A 17568-nucleotide genomic window follows, 5' to 3' on the forward strand; every position below is an offset into this window, starting at 1 on the left:
ATCTGGTGGTGGCGGCGCGGCAGCGCGTGCAGCTGGCGCTGGAAGCCTGCGGGCCGGAGTTCTCCGGCATCCTGCTCGACGTTTGTTGCTTCCTGCGCGGGCTCGAGGATGTCGAGCGCGAACGAGGTTGGCCGTCGCGCTCAGCCAAGGTGGTGCTGCAGCTCGCGCTGGACCGGTTGGCACGGCACTACGGCCTTGCGCCCCGGACCGCACAGGCCACCCGGTTGCGAAGCTGGCTGACAGACGATGCCGCGTTCGTGGTGCCGTGAAGCGGCGGATCGGCCGCCAGCGGTCCGTCAGGTCGAGGCGGTGAGGGTCTCGCGGGCGTCGGCCTTGATCCGCTCGATCATCGAGCGCAGGCCGTTGGAACGCTGCGGCGTCAGGTGCTCGCGAAAGCCCAGTTCGTCGAACACCGCGATCGGTTCCGTCGCCAGGATCTCCTTCGGCGTATGGCCCGACACCAGCGTCAGCAGGATCGCGATCAGACCACGAACGATGTGCGCGTCGCTGTCGCCGAGATAGCTCAGCACCGGCTCGCCGTTGGCGTTATGCGACAGCTTGCGCGACAGCCACACCTGGCTGGCACAGCCTTGCACCTTGTTGGCGGAGGAGTGTTCTTCCTCGGGCATCGGCTCGAGCATGCGGCCGAGTTCGATCACGTACCGATAGCGGTCGTCCCACTCGTCGAGCAGCGCGAAATTGTCCCTGATCTCGTCAATCGTCATCGTGACCCGTATCTGTCGGTAGCGGTTCGCTCGCGATGGAACCTGTACCGACAGATATATGGGTTCGCAGGCGGTCGAAAGCGAGAATCGCCTGCTCCGATGGTCGTGGATTGCCCTAATTGGTGGCAGTGGGCTTCGCGACCGCATCGGTCGATGCGGTTTCGGCGCCGGGCAGCTTCCACTCGATTTTCAGATCTTCCGCCGTCAGCGTGTCGCGCGGCGCCAGCGACGGATCGGGCGCGTCGCTCGGGCCGATGGCACCGGTCGGTTCGCCGCGCTTCTCGGTGATGATCTGATACAGCTTGCGCGCGCCTTCCTGCGCGCGATGGCCGATCACCGTCGCGGCCTGTTCGCCGACTTCGCAAGCCGCCGGCTGGCGCTTGCAGAATTGACTGAAGTCCGACACCGCGGCGCTCGCTGCAGACACCGCCTCCGAGGCGCCGATCTGCGGCAGCTTCTCCGAATCCGGTGTCGACTCGCGCGGCAGAAACACCAGGACCACTCCGATCCAAAATGCCAAGCGAAGCAGAAAGAACATCTCGCGACCCCGTCGTCCAAATCCCCGTTGCGATTGGTCCCGCAATCGAGCTCCGTCGTAGCGAAGGTCAATGAATTCGGAGTGGATCGGTTACTTACAATTCGAGTGAAATCGGCTGAAAACACCGCCGAGCCGATTCGGCGTAAATATTCGATTGACGTTGCACGCTTTCTCACCGCGCACGCTGTTTACGTCCACCAATTCGAAACCATATCGCGGCGGTCGCTGAAACCATGCGTTCACCATTCGGGTTGAATGCGGTGCGCCGACGCGCGGAGAAGCGGCCGAACGCCATCGTCTGCGGTCGCCTTAGTGTTCGTTTAATGTCGCTCTGACAGGTTCGGCCAACCACACGTGAGGCGCCACAATGCCTCCCGTTACGAGGCGACCAGCGAGCGCGAGAAGCGTGGCAGTATCCAGGATCATCGGTGAATGTCTCGATGCATTGCTGCATCCGTCGGCGCGCTATGACGCGCTGACGACTGCACGGCATCGTGCGTTCCTTGCGCCGCGTCTGCTCGGAAGCCTCGCCGCCTTCGCGGCCTTTCCACTGTATCTGGTTTTGCGAGGCGCTCCGACGGCGCTCGAGGCAGCTGCGTTTGCGTGGCTGATTGCGCCTATTCTGGTGGCGTGGTTCCTGTCGCGCACTGGGCGCTACGAGCAGGCGCACTTTCTGTCATCGCTGGCGCTGACTGCGCTGGTGATCGGCGTCGCCGCACTGACCGGTGGCATTCAATCTTTCGCGGCCGTATGGCTGGTGGTGATCCCGATCGAAGCGGCGCTGTCGGCCTCGCGTCGCGCCGTGATGTTCGCGGCGTCGCTGGCGCTCGGCGGCGCGGCGGTGCTGATCGGGCTCGGCTTGTTTGGCGTTTTGCCGGCGCAAACCGCCGGAGCCGCATCGAGCGCGACGCTCGCAGCGTTCGGTATCACGTCGGCGGCGCTGTACGCCTCCGGCCTTGCTTACGGTGCGGTATGGCTGGCGCGGACCAACGGCGCGCTGCTGAATGTCGAAGAAGAGCGCTACCGGCTGCTCGCCCGCAACATGAGCGACGTCATCTCGCGTCACAATCGTAACGGCGCGGTTCGCTTCATTTCGCCGGCGGCCGAGAACCTGCTTGGCACGCCGGTAGCTCGGCTCGCCGAACACGGCCTGTTCGATCGCGTTCACGTCGCCGATCGACCGGCTTACTTGAAGGCCATGTCTGATGCGGCGCGAGGCCGCGAGACCGGCAGCGTCGAATTCCGCATTCGCCGCGAGGTCGCGCGCGACGAGCGCGGCCGGCCGTCGGCCGCTGAATTCGTCTGGGTCGAGATGCGCTGCCGGCCGCTTGAGCCGAGCCTCTCCACAGCCGCCGCCAACGCAGGCGAGACCGAAGTCGTCGCGGTGATGCGCGACATTACCGAGCGCAAGATCCACGAGCAGGCGCTCGACGAAGCGCGCGCCGAAGCCGATCGCGCCGATGCTGCCAAGAGCCGCTTCCTCGCCACCATGAGCCACGAGCTGCGGACGCCGCTGAACGCGATCATCGGTTTTTCCGACATGATCCTGCAGGACGACGTGCTGATGCTCGGCCCGGAGCGGCGCAAGGAATACGCGCAGCTCATCAACGATTCCGGTCAGCATCTGTTGTCGGTGGTCAATGGCATCCTCGACATGTCGAAGATGGAGTCCGGCTCGTTCGAGATCGTGCCTGAGCCGTTCGCACCGCGCCCGGCACTGCTCAACTGCTGCAATCTGCTGGCGCTGAAGGCGCGCGACAGCGGGATCGATCTCGTCACCCGCGCGCCGGAAAACCTGCCGGAAGTCGTCGGCGATCCGCGGGCGTTTAAGCAGATCCTGCTCAACCTGGTATCGAATGCGATCAAGTTCACCGAGCGGGGCGGCACCGTCACCGTCTCGGCCGCGGTCGAAGGCGCCCGGCTGGTGCTGCGCGTTACCGATACCGGCGTCGGCATTGCCGAAGAAGATCTGAAGCGCCTCGGCGATCCGTTCTTCCAGGCTGGAAAGACCTATCAGCGTCGCCACGAGGGCACCGGCCTCGGGCTGTCGATCGTCAAGAGCCTGGTGCGGATGCACGGCGGCGAGATCGAGGTGCAGAGCCAGATCGATTGCGGCACCACCGTTACGGTGTCGCTGCCGTTGGCATTGCCGGCAGCGAGCAACGTGACGACGTTGAACCCGGCGATGTCGGCAGACTCGCCGGCGACAGACTACCAGGTGAAGAAGAGTGCCTAAGACGCGAAAGGACGATGCACCGCGGCGTCGCGGTGCGGCGGCAGCCGTTGCGGACAGCGAGGAGCGTGGATTTGCGATGCGGCTGATGCTGTCGAGCCCGAAGGATTTCGTCGCGGCGATGTTCGCCTCGGCCGCGGTGATCGCGATCGTGACCAATGCGATCTTCATGCAGGCCGGCCAACACCCATCGCCGATGTTCGGCAAGGCGGCGCCGTCGGCGTCGGTTTCGATCGTCACGCTGCCGCGTCCGCGCCCGGTCGACGCCGAGGCGCGTGCCGACACCAAGGTGCTCGATCAGAAGCTCCTCGAACCGACCGTGACCGAGCTGAAGCCGTCCGAAACCAAGCCTGAGTCAAAACCCGTCGAAGCCGCCAAGCCGGTGGAGACGCGGCCGGTCGAGGTGCGCCCCGTCGAGGCGAAGGCTGCCGACACGCGTCGGCCGGAAGCGCGCCCTGTGCGCGGCCGCGCCGAAGCCGAAGATCCGCTCGGCAATCTGGTGCGCGCCACCGCGCCGCATAGTGCTGCCTCGTCGGTGAATGCGCCGCGGCCGCCGGCTGCGATCCCGAGTGGTGCTAGCGAGGCCGCCGCTCCGTCGTCGCGCCGGGTCGCTTCGGTGCAGCGTGCGCTGACGCAATATGGCTATGGCCAGCTCAAGCCGACCGGCACCGCCGGCTCAGACACCCAAGCCGCCATCGCTCGCTTCGAACGCTCGCGCAACCTGCCGGTCACGGGGCAGATCTCCGACCGCGTCGTCCGCGAGCTTGGACTGATGATCGGCCATCCGATCGACTAGTGCTAAGTCGACAGCGGCCGTCTGCCCGAAAGACACCGCTGTCGCTTCTCTTGATTTTGGGTGGACGTAGGCCTCGACGTCTCTGACGGGCGATCACCGCTTCCGATTTGCGCCAATCCCAAAATCCTCTACAAGCCACCCCATGAGACTGAAGAGTGCGATTTGGGTGTCGGCTTACTTGCGGCGCTGCCAGACCGAGGGCGTGTTCGGCGCGGTGCGCCGGCGTGGGGCCGAGGACGCGGGAGCGGTGTTCGTCAAGGTCGCGACCTTGGACGGACAAGCGATGCTGTACGTTCCGGCGCCACAGACCGCATACGACGACGAGCGCCCATTCGAGCGTGTGTTCGTGCCGGCGTCGCAGGCGCCCCAACCCGAAGCCGACGTCGAGGCGCGTCTCGCCAAGGAAATCCGGTTCGATCCCGACGTCTGGATCGTCGAAACCGAAGACCGCGCCGGGCGGCACTTTCTCGATCTGGCGAAGTAATCGGCGCTGTTCTGCCGCGTCATGCCGGGCTCGGCCTTGGCATCCACGTCTTGGGGGAATCCGTGGATGGCCGCGGTACCGCCGGCCATGATGAGAGTTACGAACTAAACGACTTCCAATGAAGCGCGCTAACCGCGCGTCGTGCCGGTGCGTGGCGTCCAGATGGCGCCAGGCTGAACCGCAGGGCGCGCCTGCGGCGTTGCGCTGCGGGCGCGCTGCCGTTCATCGTCGTAAAGTGCCGCGCGATATTTGGCGCGCGTGGAAGCGACGGTGGCACCGCGCCAAGCTGCCAGCATGATCAGCGCCGCGCGTTCGCTCAAGCGATCGTACAGCCGCGACAGCCGGTACACCCACTCGACTGACGAGCCTTTGACCGGGTCGAGGAACATCAGTACCTGCTCGAACACCTGGCTTTTGATCCCCAGTGCCTTCAGGGCGCAGGCGAGCGCTTCGCCGCCTTCATCGAACACGACGCGCTCGGCCGTCGGGGCCGTGAGCAGCAGTGCGTCACCGAGTTCGGCGGTGAAGTTCTCGACGTCGGACACATAGGCCGCCATGTGCAGTACTTCGATCGCCCGCATCGCCCGCGGCAGATGAATCCGCGCCGCCGGGCGCAGCGGCGTCTCGGCAAGATTGTACAGGATCTGCGTCCGCTCCTGCGAACTCGCCGAGAAGAACATCTCCGACAGCTGCGCAGCGTCTTCCGGCTGCATCGACAGGCTGGACGCGCGCTGTTCGGCTTCGGTCGGAATACGCGGCGCCGGCCGCGCCGGAGCTGCGGTATCAGCCGGGGGGATCGGTGCGGCCAAAGGCACGCGCTGATCGGTTGAGGGCGATAGCGACAGCCGCAGCGCGATCGCGCGCGGGGTGTGCGGATAGATCGACAGCCGGGCGCGTACCACCGCGCGGGTCGCATCGTCGACCTCATCGATCAGCCGCGATGTCAGTTCGACGAACTGCCGCTCTTCCTCGTCAGTGTGCGACGGGCTCTGCACATAGAGATCGGTCAGCACCCTGAGCAGCGTCGGGCGAATGTCGACGCCTTCGCGGCGCGACAGCGACATCAGCCCGTCGTATCCGGGAAAGGGTGTGAACGTTGTCATGGCGGCGCAAAATGGTACGAGTTACCGGAAGCTTAGCCCCGTCGCTTTAACAGCCAGTTAAGCTCAACGGTTTGTTAAGCAGGTCGGAGACGCAAGAACGGGCGCTTGAAGCGCCCGTCTGTCGAAGTCACGATTTTGGTAGCAGCGGCTGCTAATCGACGGTGCGGATCACGTTGGCGATCGGCTTTGCGGTCGAAGCGGTCGGTTGCGCCGGTGCGACCTGGGCGTCGTACTCCGGTAGCGTGGTTACCCGGTCCTTGGCGGTGATGAATACGATCTTGTAGCCGCCGGCCTTGAGCTGCGCGAGCAGCTCGGGCAGGGCCTGCGCGGTCGACTTCTGGAAGTCGTGCATCAGCAGGATGCCTTTGCCGGCCTTCTTGAGCTTGGCCATCACGCCGTTGATCAGTTGATCCGGCTTGTGAATTCGGAAGTCTTCGGAGTCGACGTCGATCGAGAACGTCGCGATGTTGCGCTCGCCGAGATATGCCTTCAGCTCCGGCGTCTGGCGCAGTTGCGGGAAGCGGAAGAACGGCGCGGTCGGCTGTCCTGCGGACTGCACCACGCCGCTGATGCCCTTCTCGATTTCGTTCTTGGCTTCGGCGAACGGCTTGCTGGCGAGATTGACGTGTGACCAGGTGTGCGAACCGACGGTGTGGCCGGCGGCGATCACCTGCTTGAGGATCGCCGGGTGCCAGCTCGCATGCTTGCCAATCGGGAAGAACACCGCCTTGACGCATTGCGCCTCCAGCGCTGCCAGCACCGCGGGGGTATTTACCGGCCACGGGCCGTCGTCAAAGGTCAGTGCGACCTCGCCGGGCTGCAGGAAGTCGTAGTCGCGATACTGCGACATGCCGAGGCCCGGGCCGCCCGAGGTGTCGATCTCGACGGTGCGCGAGATGCCCAGCGCGTTCGGATTGCTGCAGGCCTGCCGCACCGGAGCCGGCAGCGCAGCGGGCTTGGCGGTCATCGCAGGATCAGCGGCGGTCGCGCGGGCCGGCTGGATGTTGGGGGCAGGGCTCTGCGCTGCACGGGGAGGCGTGCCGACGGGCGTGGGCCAACGCGCAGCAATCGTGCCGGTGGTGATTTCTTCCGAAGCGGACGGAGCGCGGGCGGCGTCGATCTTGGAGGGGGTGAGGGTAAACCACGCGCGGCCGGCACCGAGCCCGACCAGAACAGCCAGCGTGCTACAGCCGGCCGCCAGCACCGCAAATTTACGCATCATCAACTCCCACACATACTAGCCGCTTGCCCCAGCGAACTTGGTCGCAAATTGGTTAAGCAGCGGTATGCAATTTGAGCTATCTGCGCGGTTTGATGCGTTTGCGTTGCGATTTGGTGGCGCGAGGTTTGCCGGCTTTGCCGCGCGAGGCATGCGCGACAGGCCGTAATCGCGCGGTTGGCCGCTCGGCGGTGTCCGCCGGCTGGGCCTGGGCGAAGGACTGCCGCAGGCTGTCGAGATTGGTGCCGATCTCTCCGACCTGTTCCGACAGTTTCTTGGTCTCGCTGCGCTGGGCGGCGACCAGTCTTTCGATCTGCGCAAGCTGATCCTGCAGCGCCTGCAGTTGGTCGATCGATTGCTGCTGCGTCAGCTCCAGACCCTTGGTGCGCTCCACCAGCTGTTCGGAGGTCTGCGCGACACGGGCCTGCACCTGACGACCGGCGGCGACACGTTCCTGTTCAGGGCTGGTGCCGGTTGCAATGCGCCACAGAAAGATGGTGCCGATCCCGGCGATGATCAGCAGCAGGGCTGCGGCCGCAATCGCGATCGGCTGGGGGCCGAGGGCGGGGAAGCGACTAGCGCGCAGATCGGATGGCGGAATCTCGATCATGGAGGTCACAAGCCTCACGTCGACGTCAAGTTCCCGTCCCCAGGGGCTTCAAAGCTATCACCCCACCCGTGACGGTTGCAACCGCGGACAGCTCCGCCATTAACAGTGCATTAACCATAACGGCTCCTTAATGCGACGCACCGTGATCGGGTCGCAGGAAAGGACGCGGAGAGACCGGTATGGGCACCATCATTGAATTTCCGGCGGATGCGGCATCGCGGCGGCCGGGCTCGTCCATGGTCGCGCCGTCCGATCACTCCGCCACCGTGACCATCCTCCCGGTGATCCGGATCGAGCGTCACGCCGATGCCGGCAGCGACGGCGGGCCCAAACAGGGCGATGCGCCCGGCCGGCGTCGCCGCCGCCGCGCCCGCTCCTGAACCGAAGAAGCTTATCGATGTCCGCGGTCGGCCGTCCGGTCCTGATCCGGGGTAGGGCCGCCCGAACGGTTCTGCTCCTTCCCACCCTAGCGGCTGTCGTGCTCGGCGGCTGTGCTGGCGGTGATTTCGGACGCACGAGGCGCGACTTCGTCACCGACGACATGCATCGCTGGATTGGCGCCGAAGCCACCGGCAGCATCGGCCTGCAAGCGTCGGCGTTTCAGCTCACCGACCAAGAGCGCAACATGCGCGACATGGCGTATCCGCTGATCGAGGCGCCGCATGCACGGCCCGCATGGAAGAGCGTGTTCGGTGATTACCAGCCGATCGCAGCGCCGTGGCGGCAGCAGCCGCCGTTTGATCGCACCGCCTACGGCAAGCTGCTGATCGACGAGCCGCATCGCTCGCACTCCTCCCGCTACAACGAGCTGATCCAGGATGTCCGCAACGACCTGACGATGATCGAGCCGTTTCAGTTCACCGCGGCGCGGGTGCTCGAACTCGACCAGAAGCGCAACGCGAGCCTAAAATACATCGCCGATCTGTCGCCGAATGAACGCGCGGACGCAGTGGCGCGGATGGAAGAGAATTCGCTGATCGTGCAATGGGTGCAGCAGTGCCTGCGTCGGCGCGCGTCGTCATATCGCTGGGCGCTGGAGCGGCTGGTGATCATGGCGCCCGACGGCATCGCCGCCGACGCCGACCGCCTGATTGCCGAACTGGAATTGCAGGCCGCCAATCTCGGCCAGTTGGCCAAGCCCGCTGCGCCGCAAAGCGGGGCAGTCGTGCGGAAGGGCTGAGCCTTACGTAGCTCACGCGAGTGATCAGCCGATATCGCGCCGCATCATTCGATGGCGCGATGCCGTATATGGGCGACTGCCTGTCAGCTTCTCTACGCAAGACCGCGCTTCCTCCTGCGCACCAATCTGCGCGTCGCTTTTGGAGGAAGCGCTGATGATCGACTCTCTTGAACCGCAGGTGACGACTGCCGACGGATTGAGCGTGCCGGACGGCGCGCCTGAATTGGCAGAAGCGCAGCGGACAGTTTGGCGCCTGGCTCACATCGACTTTCCATGGGACATCAACAAGGCGCTGGAATTTGCGCTGCTACGTACCTACGCGGTCCCGTCGATTTCGGGCCTGCTGGCGCGGACCGGTGAATTCTCCGAGCGCGTGTCGAAGCGATACGACGACACCGCACTTCTGATCCGCGAGGTGCTGCGCAACGGCCTCGACAGCGACCGGGCACGCCGCTCGTTCGCGCGGATCAATGCGATGCACGGACGATATCGTATTGCCACGGACGACTACCTCTACGTTCTGTCGACCTTCGTGTTTTCGCCGATCGACTGGGTCGGCCGCTTTGGTCATCGGCCGATGACCGAGACCGAGCAGCATCTGTGGTTCGTTTATTGGAACGAGTTCGGCCGCCGGATGGGCATCGATGGTCTCTATCCGGACATCCACTCGTTTCGCGCGTTCGCAGACGAGTTCGAGCGGACGCGGTTCGTCTATGCGGAGTCGAACCGGCTGATCTCCGAACGCACGATCGATCTCGTGTTGTCGGATTACTTCGTGCCGCGGATTCTGCATCGCGGCGGACGGCAGGTCGCGCTGGCAATCACCGACCGTCCGTTGGTCGAGGCATTAGGGTTCACCTATCCGTCGGCGCCGCTGCGCGTGCTCGTGCTCGGCGGGCTCGGATTGCGCCGTGCGATCCTGAAGCTGCTGCCGAAGCGTCGAGCGCCTAAGTGGCAGGAGATCGGCGGCCGCACCTATCCGGAAGGCTACAATATCGAGGAGCTGGGCACGTTTCCGCGCACCAAGGGCGCCTGACGGCTTGGTGCCACGCGTGGTTCGATAAACAAGGTAGCGCCGCGAGCGAGAGAACGCGGCTCGCATTGTCACTCGTGGCGATTACGACTGCGACTTCGCTGGCGGCTCCGACTGCACCTTGCAGGTCGCTGCTTTCAGTGCGGCGCGGGCTTGCGGCATCAAGCCTGGCTCCGAGGCGAGCGCCTTCATCACGATCAGGCCGGTGGGAGTAGGCGAGTCGATGATCAGGCGGTCGGCCGAGGTGACATCTTCGTCTTCCGGCAACTCGGCGTGCTGCTCGGCGGTCATCAGATCGAGCTCGATCACCTTGCGGCCGGCGGAGCGATCGTTGATCGCGTAGTAGGCGACTTCGCTGCGGGTGTAGAACGACACTGCGGTGTAGGCTTGGCTCACCGGCACCGCCAGCTTGATCGGGCCCTTCGACAGATCGTAGCGGCACACCGCCATCGCGAACGCCGGATCGAGCAGCGGCAGCGGCGCGTTGTTGGGCGTGATGTCCGGCAACTGGGTCACCGCGTTGACCTGGGTCAGCGGTGCCAGCCGGGCATAGGCGTCCTGGCCGGCGATCCGCGGCAGCACCAGGACGGTGACGAGATGCACGATGCCGCCAAGGACCAGTCCGGCAATGATGGCGATGGCGAAGCGGATCATGGGCAGCCGATGATGGCGACCGCCGGCATCGGCGCGTCGCGTTGGGTTCGGGTGGCGATGCCGACCGGGGTATCGTACAGCCGCAGCATCAGCCAATAGCGGTCGACGCCTCCGGTCGGCAGCCAATTGCCGCCGCGGGCACGGGCCGCGATCCGGATGCTGAACTTGCCTTCGGCGTCGCGAATGATTTCCTGGCTGGTGAAGCCGTAGCGCTCCAGCGTATTGGCCACCAGATTGCCCCGCGGATCGTACAGCGTCAGCGTCCAGAACCGCGCGGCGGGAGTGACGCCGCTGATTTCGACGTCGCAGCGGCCGTCAAGCGGGCGCTTGTTATCGTCGGTGGTGGCGAGGAACGAGATGCCGTCGCCAGCGCCGACTGGTAGCGCGCCGCTGCGCACGATCGCGGCGCGAGCGTAAGGATCGACCTCGGAGGTGCCGACCCGCGGCCGCGCCGTCCAGGCGCCGATCGTCAGCGTGCCAAAATCGGTGCCGCGCGTCGCGGTGATCCAGGTGGCACCGATGCCGACGCCGGCGGCGATCAGCAGGGCCAGCAGAGTGAGGACGATCAGGCGCACGTCGCAGCCATCCCCGATGTCATCGTCAGTCGCATCGCCGCGCTCAATTCTTCTGGGCCGCTGCCGGGGCGGAGCCGGGCACCGCCGCCGCCATGCTGTCAGTGAGGCCCACCGTGCCGGTCGACACCTTGCGGCCGGTCGCCGGAGCAGGGGCGGAATCGAGCGCGCGGCTGGTATCGTCGAGCATCTTCTCCACCCGCACCAGGATCTCGGCGCCGCGCCGCGTCAGCACCGGTGGCGGAGCCGCTTTGACTTCGGCGCTCTCAGCGCCCGCAGCACGTTCGCCCGGCGTCGCCGGCAGCTTCTCGCCCATGCCGACGCCGGCCAGCTCCTTGACCTCGACGCCCTGATGCGCCGCAACCATGATGTCGTGCCAGGTTTGCGCCGGCAGTGAGCCGCCGGTCATCCGGTTGGTCGGCGAGTAGTCGTCGTTGCCGTACCACACCGCGCAAGCGAAGTTGCCGGTGTAGCCGACGAACCAGGCGTCGCGATAGGCATTGGTGGTGCCGGTCTTGCCGGCTGCCGGAATGCCGTCGAGCCGCGCGCGCCGTGCGGTGCCCTCGGTGACGACGTGGCTCATCATCCCGGCCATATCGGCGGCGATGTTGGCGGGGATCGCGCGCCGCGGCTGCGGGCCGTCGCGGTCCCAGCGCCACACCAGGTCGCCGGCGCCGGTGCGGATCTCCAGTACCGCGTGCGGCTTCACCGCCATGCCCTTGTTGGGGAAGGTCACGTAGGCGACCGCATGCTCGACCACGGTGACTTCGGTCGAACCGATCGGCAGCGAGGGGGTGTCGAGCAGCGGCGCCGTGAGGCCGAACCGGCGCGCCACCTCGACGATCTTGGCGCGGCCCTTCTTGGCCGAGTCCCACTGGTTCTTGGGATTGCCGCCGATCGCGATCGACAGCTTCACCGGCACCACGTTGATCGAGCGGGTGATCGCTTGGGTCAGCGTCACCGAGCCGGAATAGGAGTGGCCATAGTTCTGCGGGCACCAGTTGCCGAGACAGACCGGGCCATCGACCACGATCGAGGTCGGCTTGAAGCCGTTCAGCAGCGCCGTGGTGTAAACGTAAGGCTTGAACGACGAACCCGGCTGGCGATAGGCGTCGACCGCGCGGTTGAACTGGCTGGAGCCATAGTCGCGGCCGCCGACCATCGCGCGCACGCCGCCATCGAGATCGGACACTACGGTGGCGGCCTGGGTCGCGTGATAATCGCGGCCGAACTGCCGGAGCTGATTCTCGATCGCGCTCTCGGCGGCGCGCTGCACGTTCATGTCGATCGCGGTGCGGACCACGAATACGCGCTCGGTGTACGACTTCGGGAAGGTGTCGACGATCTTGCGGACTTCGTCGAACGCCCAATCGAGATAGTAGTTCGGCGAGTTCTCGTCGCGGCGGTCGACCACCGAGGCCGGATTACGACGAGCGCCGAACACCTGGCCCTCGGTCATGAAGCCGGCGTCGACCAGATTGTCGAGTACCTGGTTGGCGCGGGCTCGGGCGGCGGGGAGGTTGATGTGCGGGGCGTATTTGGTGGGCGCCTTGAACAGGCCGGCGAGCATCGCCGCCTCGGCGAGGTTCACATCGCGCACCGACTTGTTGAAATAGAAGTGGGCCGCGCCGTCGGCGCCGAAGGTGCCGCCGCCCATATAGGCGCGGTCGAGATACAGTTTCAGGATCTCGTTCTTGGTCAGCCGGGTTTCCAGCCAGATCGCCAGGAACGCTTCGTTAATCTTGCGTTCGAGCGTGCGCTCGTTGGACAGGAACAGGTTCTTGGCGAGCTGCTGGCTGATCGACGAGCCGCCCTGGCGCACGCCGCCGGCCTGGGCGTTGGTCACCAGCGCGCGCAGCGTGCCGGCGACGTCGATGCCGAAATGATCGTAGAAGCGGCGGTCCTCGGTGGCGAGGGTGGCCTTGATCAGGTTGTCCGGGAAGTCCTCGAGCGGGATCGCGTCGTTGTGTTTGATGCCGCGGCTGCCGATCGGATTACCGTAGCGATCGAGGAAGGTAACGGCGAGGTCGGACTTCTTCAGCCAGTCCTCGTCCGAGGTCTCGCGGAATGCCGGCTGCGCCAGCGCCAGCAGCGCGACGAGGCCGAGCAGCCCGATCGAGGCGGCTTCCGACAGCGGCTCGATGAACACCCAGCGCTTCCAGCCGCCGACATAGAAGCGGTCCATATAGGTCGAGAACCGCTCCCACAGCTCTCTGATACCGACCGCCGATGAGAACAGCGTCGAGTCGAGCCGGGCGTCGAGGTCCAGAAACCAATTCCGGATCCGCTGCTTCCAATTGTCTGGCAGAATCTTCGGCACCGGGTTCGACCAATCACATCAGCACGCCTCACAGGCGCTGTTCGTCTTGCGCAATGTTGCGGCGATCGCAAGGCGAGGGCGGGCGAGCTTTGGGAATCTGATTCCTTCTACCCGAGCATGCCCGATAAACCAATGGTCGTGCAGGATTTTTCGGTGTAGCCGAAACCACCGCGGGTGTTCCGGACCCAGCCATGCCGGCTAAGCGCTTGCGCCGCCGGGCAAACTCCCCCTAGAACGGCGACCTCACCACCGCAAAGCAGCATCCAAGGCATGACCGCGCGCCCCAAGAAGCCGTCCGCGCAAGACGGTTTCTTCTGGAAGACCAAGACGTTGGAACAGCTCTCCCCGACCGAATGGGAGAGCCTGTGCGACGGCTGCGCGCGCTGCTGCCTGGAAAAGCTCGAGGACGAAGACACCGGGCGGATCTACTTCACCGAGGTCGGCTGCCGCCTGCTCGATGCGGGCGCCTGCGCCTGCCGGGATTATCCGAACCGGTCGGACCGGGTGCCGGACTGCGTGCGGCTCACTCCGAAAGAGGTTCGCGAACTGACCTGGCTGCCGCCGAGCTGCGCCTACAAGCTGGTTGCCGAGGGGCGCGACCTGTACTGGTGGCACCCGCTGATCTCCGGCGATCCGAATACCGTCCACGAGGCCGGCGTCTCGGTGCGGGGGCGGGTCGAGCGGACCGAGACCGAGGTCCCGGTCGAGGAGCTGGAAGATCACATCGTGTCGTGGCCGGCGCTACTGCCCAAGCGCGCCAAGCTCAAGCAACGGCCGAGGTAGCCCCTTATCTTGCTGCCGGCGGCGCCCGCCGCCGCTCTATTGAAGGACTTGCATGACCGCGCTGATCATCATCGCCGTCGCCGGCCTGTGGGCCGGCGTTCAGAACACGCTCGCGGGCGGCGGGTCGTTCGTGACGTTGCCGGCGCTGCTGTTCGCCGGGATGACGCCGCTGTCGGCGAACATCACCTCGACGGTCGCGCTGTTTCCCGGCCAGCTCGCTTCGGGCTACGCCGGCCGCGGCATGGTCCGCGGCGTTGGCGAGGTCACCTTCCGGGCGTTGGTGTTCACCAGCCTCGCCGGCGGGGCGGCCGGTGCGCTGCTGCTGCTGATCACGCCGCCGACGGTGTTCGCCAAGATGATCCCGTGGCTGGTGCTGTTCGCCACCGCGATGTTCGCGTGGGGCAGCTTCGGCCGCAAACCAAGTGCGCAGGCGCGGCACGTCGGCGCGCCGGTGCTGATCGGGATTCAGTTTCTAATTTCGATCTATGGCGGTTACTTCGGCGGCGGCATCGGCTTTCTGATGATGGCGGCGCTGTCGATCGCCGGCATGACCGCGCGCAACGCCGGCGCCACCAAGAACGCGCTGGCGGCCGCGATGAACGCCTCGGCGGTGGCGATGTTCGCGTTCTCGCCCGAGGTGAAATGGCTGGAGGCACTGGTGCTCGCGGTGTCGTCGACCGTCGGTTACTTGCTCGGCGTCTGGGTGCTGCGCCGGGTCAACGAGACCTGGCTGCGGATCGGCGTCGTCGCCCTCGGCATTGCGCTGACGATCGGGTTGTTCTGGCGCCAGGCGTAGCGGATCAATGCCGGTTCGGCTGATCCCGAGCCGGCAACCAAACTTCATTTCTGACTCATCGGTGATGCACGGAGCTTGTTCGCGCTTGCGAATGAGCCCGTCGCGCCTGCCGAAACACGCGCCAACTTATTCGTTGCCAAGGCAACTGATCTGTGAGAATTGTTCTGAACAAGAGCGACCCAGTCGCCGGTTCGGGGAGGAGCCATGCTCGGCAGCACAGCGGCCGGCTGTCGCGGAGACGTGTCCGCGATCATGCGCAAGCAGGATGCACGGCGTGCAGCGCCGCGCGGCGGTTCAGGTGGTTTCGCCGGTGACCGCGCCGAGATTGTTGTGCAGCCGGCGCAACAGATCGATCAGCACTTCCTGCTCGTCCGCACTCAGGCACGACATCAGCTTCCGTTCGCGCTCCAGCGCGGCGACGATCACCTTGTCATGGGTGGCGCGGCCTTTGCCGGTAAGCGAGATCGAATGCGTGCGGGCGTCGTTCGGATCGACGCGGATGGTGATCAGCCCGCGCGACTGCATGTCGGACAGCGTGCGGCTGACCGGTCCCTTGTTGAAGCCGATCACCTGACAGATCCGCGCCGCCGAAATGCCCGGCTCGATCGCCAGCAGCGACATGATCCGCCATTCCGTGACGTTGACGCCGAAATTGCCCTGATAGAACGCCGTGGCGCTGTTCGACAGCTTGTTGGCGATGAAGGTGATGAAGGCTGGAACGTAACGCTCCAGATCGAGTGTGAGACCTTCGGGGCTCGGCGCGGCCGCGGCAGATCGCCGGGATTTTGGCGGACGGGATGCACCGGTCATGGGGATGTCGGCTGCGAATGCATGCGCCGACATAAGGACATGCCACGGCATTTCACAAGTGGCGATTGAGGAGGACAACATGACCACGGCTCCCTCATCGGTGCCGGTTACCACGCCGTCCCAGCACGGCGCAGGTGTTCCGCATCTGGGTATCGATCCGTTCGCGCTGGACTACTTCGCCGATCCCTATCCGGAGCAGGAGACGCTGCGCGAGGCGGGCCCGGTGGTGTATCTCGACAAGTGGAACGTCTATGGCGTCGCCCGCTACGCCGAAGTTTATGCGGTGCTCAACGATCCGCTCACCTTCTGCTCCAGCCGCGGCGTTGGCCTGAGCGATTTCAAGAAGGAGAAGCCGTGGCGGCCGCCGAGCCTGATCCTCGAGGCCGACCCGCCGGCTCATACCCGCACCCGCGCGGTGCTCAGCAAGGTGCTGTCGCCGGCGACGATGAAGCGGCTGCGTGACGGCTTCGCGGCGGCGGCGGACGCCAAGATCGATGAACTGCTGGCCCGCGGCGGCAATATCGATGCGATCGCCGACCTTGCCGAAGCCTATCCGCTATCGGTGTTTCCCGATGCGATGGGCCTGAAGCAGGAGGGGCGCGAGAATCTGCTGCCCTATGCGGGTCTCGTGTTCAACGCGTTCGGGCCGCCGAACGAACTGCGGCAGAGCGCGATCGAACGCTCGGCGCCGCATCAGGCCTATGTTGCCGAGCAGTGCCAGCGGCCGAACCTCGCGCCTGGCGGTTTCGGCGCCTGTATCCACGCCTTCAGCGACACCGGCGAGATCACGCCCGAGGAGGCCCCGCTGCTGGTGCGGTCGCTGCTCTCGGCGGGCCTCGACACCACCGTCAACGGCATTGCTGCGGCGGTGTACTGCCTGGCGCGTTTTCCGGACGAGTTCGCGCGGCTGCGCGCCGATCCGTCGCTGGCCCGCAACGCCTTCGAAGAAGCTGTGCGGTTCGAGAGCCCGGTGCAGACCTTCTTCCGCACCACCACGCGCGAGGTCGAACTCGCCGGAACCACGATCGGGGAGGGCGAGAAGGTGCTGATGTTCCTCGGCTCCGCCAACCGCGATCCGCGGCGCTGGGACGATCCGGACCGCTACGACATCACACGCAAAACCTCGGGCCATGTCGGCTTCGGTTCGGGGGTGCACATGTGCGTCGGTCAGCTTGTCGCCCGGCTCGAGGGCGAGGTGGTGCTCGCCGCGCTGGCTCGGAAGGTGGCGGCGATCGAGATCGCCGGGCCTTTGAAGCGCCGCTTCAACAATACGCTACGCGGGCTGGAGAGCCTGCCGATCCAACTGACGCCTGCCTGAGGGGCCCATGATGCCAAGTATCACGTTCATTCTTCCCGATGGCGAGCGCCGCACCACCGAGGCCGCGGTCGGCGACACTGCGATGTATGCCGCGCTCAGCCTCGGACTCGACGGCGTCGTCGCTGAATGCGGCGGCAATGCCGTGTGCGCGACCTGTCACGTCTATGTCGAGCACGGGCTCGAGAAGCTGCCTGCGGTCGCCGGCGATGAGGACGATCTGCTCGACGGCACTGCCGCCGAGCGGCTGCCGAACAGCCGGCTGTCGTGCCAAATCAAGCTGTCGTCCGATCTCGATGGCCTGATCTTGCGGATTCCGGATCGTCAGGTCTGAGCAGCGCTACCGTAGGGGGCAACGACCCGCTGCGGCCCATTCAACAAACAATCAAAACACCGA

Annotated in this window: 20 protein-coding genes; 11 read left to right on the forward strand and 9 right to left on the reverse strand. The window is 65.6% G+C overall.

Annotated features, from left to right (window positions below; translation table 11 throughout):
- A partial coding sequence (locus tag DY467_RS23110; protein ID WP_246701622.1) for a DUF6456 domain-containing protein occupies positions 1-269 on the forward strand: 269 nt, incomplete at its 5' end.
- 27 nt (positions 270-296) lie between these two features.
- On the opposite strand, the gene DY467_RS23115 is transcribed toward DY467_RS23110, so the two are convergent.
- The gene (locus DY467_RS23115; RefSeq protein ID WP_164639258.1) at positions 297-725 is read right to left on the reverse strand and encodes a SufE family protein; all 429 of its coding nucleotides are present in this window, start codon (positions 723-725) and stop codon (positions 297-299) included.
- Positions 726-840: 115 nt separating this feature from the next.
- A complete protein-coding gene (locus DY467_RS23120) occupies positions 841-1263 on the reverse strand; it encodes a DUF5330 domain-containing protein (RefSeq protein WP_164639260.1) in 423 nt (140 codons plus the stop codon).
- A gap of 406 nt (positions 1264-1669) precedes the next feature.
- Here DY467_RS23120 and DY467_RS23125 point away from each other — a divergent pair, with 406 nt between their 5' ends.
- The 3 genes from DY467_RS23125 to DY467_RS23135 all read left to right on the forward strand — a co-directional run bounded on the left by DY467_RS23125 (position 1670) and on the right by DY467_RS23135 (position 4776).
- Positions 1670-3499 (forward strand): PAS domain-containing sensor histidine kinase, encoded by a 1830-nt coding sequence (locus DY467_RS23125; protein WP_164639262.1) that lies wholly within the window; start codon positions 1670-1672, stop codon positions 3497-3499.
- Complete coding sequence (locus DY467_RS23130) at positions 3492-4292, forward strand: peptidoglycan-binding domain-containing protein (protein ID WP_349627681.1); 801 nt, start codon at positions 3492-3494, stop codon at positions 4290-4292. Before DY467_RS23125 ends, DY467_RS23130 begins: the two co-directional genes overlap by 8 nt.
- 142 nt (positions 4293-4434) lie before the next feature.
- Positions 4435-4776, forward strand: coding sequence for a DUF1491 family protein (locus DY467_RS23135; protein WP_107343827.1), 342 nt, complete (start codon positions 4435-4437; stop codon positions 4774-4776).
- Positions 4777-4904: 128 nt separating this feature from the next.
- On the opposite strand, the gene DY467_RS23140 is transcribed toward DY467_RS23135, so the two are convergent.
- The 3 genes from DY467_RS23140 to DY467_RS23150 form a co-directional block, all read right to left on the reverse strand.
- Positions 4905-5879 (reverse strand): DUF2336 domain-containing protein, encoded by a 975-nt coding sequence (locus DY467_RS23140; RefSeq protein ID WP_107355010.1) that lies wholly within the window; start codon positions 5877-5879, stop codon positions 4905-4907.
- A 151-nt stretch (positions 5880-6030) separates the two neighbouring features.
- Entirely contained in the window at positions 6031-7098 is a 1068-nt protein-coding gene (locus DY467_RS23145) for a polysaccharide deacetylase family protein (RefSeq protein WP_164639264.1), read from the reverse strand.
- Between the two features lie 79 nt (positions 7099-7177).
- A complete protein-coding gene (locus DY467_RS23150; protein ID WP_164639266.1) occupies positions 7178-7708 on the reverse strand; it encodes a hypothetical protein in 531 nt (176 codons plus the stop codon).
- A gap of 179 nt (positions 7709-7887) precedes the next feature.
- On the opposite strand from DY467_RS23150, the gene DY467_RS23155 reads away from it, so the two are divergent.
- The 3 genes from DY467_RS23155 (at position 7888) to DY467_RS23165 (ending at position 9924) form a co-directional block, all read left to right on the forward strand.
- Positions 7888-8088: a hypothetical protein gene (locus DY467_RS23155; RefSeq protein WP_164574119.1), complete on the forward strand. Its 201-nt coding sequence runs from the start codon at positions 7888-7890 to the stop codon at positions 8086-8088.
- A gap of 17 nt (positions 8089-8105) precedes the next feature.
- A complete protein-coding gene (locus tag DY467_RS23160) occupies positions 8106-8888 on the forward strand; it encodes a hypothetical protein (protein ID WP_164639268.1) in 783 nt (260 codons plus the stop codon).
- A 154-nt stretch (positions 8889-9042) separates the two neighbouring features.
- On the forward strand, positions 9043-9924 hold the full coding sequence (locus DY467_RS23165; RefSeq protein ID WP_164639270.1) for an oxygenase MpaB family protein: 882 nt from the start codon (positions 9043-9045) through the stop codon (positions 9922-9924).
- A gap of 81 nt (positions 9925-10005) precedes the next feature.
- Here DY467_RS23165 and DY467_RS23170 read toward each other — a convergent pair whose 3' ends face one another.
- From DY467_RS23170 to DY467_RS23180, 3 genes are read right to left on the reverse strand one after another with little or no spacing between them, the layout of a single operon-like run.
- Positions 10006-10575, reverse strand: a complete 570-nt coding sequence (locus tag DY467_RS23170) for a DUF1254 domain-containing protein (protein ID WP_164639271.1) — start codon at positions 10573-10575, stop codon at positions 10006-10008.
- Entirely contained in the window at positions 10572-11150 is a 579-nt protein-coding gene (locus DY467_RS23175; RefSeq protein WP_164639273.1) for a DUF1214 domain-containing protein, read from the reverse strand. Before DY467_RS23175 ends, DY467_RS23170 begins: the two co-directional genes overlap by 4 nt.
- Before the next feature lie 43 nt (positions 11151-11193).
- Positions 11194-13467 carry a transglycosylase domain-containing protein gene (locus tag DY467_RS23180; protein ID WP_164639275.1) on the reverse strand — a complete coding sequence of 758 codons (2274 nt, stop codon included), beginning with the start codon at positions 13465-13467 and terminating at the stop codon, positions 11194-11196.
- 270 nt (positions 13468-13737) lie between these two features.
- Between DY467_RS23180 and DY467_RS23185 the strand changes: the two genes are divergently transcribed.
- Both DY467_RS23185 and DY467_RS23190 read left to right on the forward strand, forming a co-directional pair.
- Positions 13738-14250 carry a YcgN family cysteine cluster protein gene (locus tag DY467_RS23185; protein ID WP_107355025.1) on the forward strand — a complete coding sequence of 171 codons (513 nt, stop codon included), beginning with the start codon at positions 13738-13740 and terminating at the stop codon, positions 14248-14250.
- A gap of 52 nt (positions 14251-14302) precedes the next feature.
- Positions 14303-15046 (forward strand): sulfite exporter TauE/SafE family protein, encoded by a 744-nt coding sequence (locus DY467_RS23190; RefSeq protein WP_164639277.1) that lies wholly within the window; start codon positions 14303-14305, stop codon positions 15044-15046.
- A gap of 294 nt (positions 15047-15340) precedes the next feature.
- Here the strand turns inward: DY467_RS23190 and DY467_RS23195 are convergent, their stop codons facing one another.
- The gene (locus DY467_RS23195; RefSeq protein WP_011157376.1) at positions 15341-15856 is read right to left on the reverse strand and encodes a MarR family winged helix-turn-helix transcriptional regulator; all 516 of its coding nucleotides are present in this window, start codon (positions 15854-15856) and stop codon (positions 15341-15343) included.
- 79 nt (positions 15857-15935) lie between these two features.
- Between DY467_RS23195 and DY467_RS23200 the strand changes: the two genes are divergently transcribed.
- Both DY467_RS23200 and DY467_RS23205 read left to right on the forward strand, forming a co-directional pair.
- A complete protein-coding gene (locus tag DY467_RS23200) occupies positions 15936-17174 on the forward strand; it encodes a cytochrome P450 (protein WP_164639279.1) in 1239 nt (412 codons plus the stop codon).
- Positions 17175-17184: 10 nt separating this feature from the next.
- Complete coding sequence (locus DY467_RS23205) at positions 17185-17505, forward strand: 2Fe-2S iron-sulfur cluster-binding protein (RefSeq protein ID WP_012495408.1); 321 nt, start codon at positions 17185-17187, stop codon at positions 17503-17505.
- Positions 17506-17568 lie beyond the last annotated feature (63 nt).

The sequence above is a fragment of the Rhodopseudomonas sp. BR0G17 genome, from assembly GCF_010907025.1.
In the GTDB taxonomy this organism is placed as follows: Bacteria; Pseudomonadota; Alphaproteobacteria; order Rhizobiales; family Xanthobacteraceae; genus Rhodopseudomonas; species Rhodopseudomonas palustris_H.

Coding starts and splice junctions, on each gene's coding strand:
- DY467_RS23115 (WP_164639258.1), bottom strand. CDS start 725: ATGACGATTGACGAGATCAGGGACAATTTCGCGCTGCTCGACGAGTGG.
- DY467_RS23120 (WP_164639260.1), bottom strand. CDS start 1,263: ATGTTCTTTCTGCTTCGCTTGGCATTTTGGATCGGAGTGGTCCTGGTG.
- DY467_RS23135 (WP_107343827.1), top strand. CDS start 4,435: ATGAGACTGAAGAGTGCGATTTGGGTGTCGGCTTACTTGCGGCGCTGC.
- DY467_RS23140 (WP_107355010.1), bottom strand. CDS start 5,879: ATGACAACGTTCACACCCTTTCCCGGATACGACGGGCTGATGTCGCTG.
- DY467_RS23145 (WP_164639264.1), bottom strand. CDS start 7,098: ATGCGTAAATTTGCGGTGCTGGCGGCCGGCTGTAGCACGCTGGCTGTT.
- DY467_RS23150 (WP_164639266.1), bottom strand. CDS start 7,708: ATGATCGAGATTCCGCCATCCGATCTGCGCGCTAGTCGCTTCCCCGCC.
- DY467_RS23155 (WP_164574119.1), top strand. CDS start 7,888: ATGGGCACCATCATTGAATTTCCGGCGGATGCGGCATCGCGGCGGCCG.
- DY467_RS23160 (WP_164639268.1), top strand. CDS start 8,106: ATGTCCGCGGTCGGCCGTCCGGTCCTGATCCGGGGTAGGGCCGCCCGA.
- DY467_RS23165 (WP_164639270.1), top strand. CDS start 9,043: ATGATCGACTCTCTTGAACCGCAGGTGACGACTGCCGACGGATTGAGC.
- DY467_RS23170 (WP_164639271.1), bottom strand. CDS start 10,575: ATGATCCGCTTCGCCATCGCCATCATTGCCGGACTGGTCCTTGGCGGC.
- DY467_RS23185 (WP_107355025.1), top strand. CDS start 13,738: ATGACCGCGCGCCCCAAGAAGCCGTCCGCGCAAGACGGTTTCTTCTGG.
- DY467_RS23190 (WP_164639277.1), top strand. CDS start 14,303: ATGACCGCGCTGATCATCATCGCCGTCGCCGGCCTGTGGGCCGGCGTT.
- DY467_RS23195 (WP_011157376.1), bottom strand. CDS start 15,856: ATGACCGGTGCATCCCGTCCGCCAAAATCCCGGCGATCTGCCGCGGCC.
- DY467_RS23200 (WP_164639279.1), top strand. CDS start 15,936: ATGACCACGGCTCCCTCATCGGTGCCGGTTACCACGCCGTCCCAGCAC.
- DY467_RS23205 (WP_012495408.1), top strand. CDS start 17,185: ATGCCAAGTATCACGTTCATTCTTCCCGATGGCGAGCGCCGCACCACC.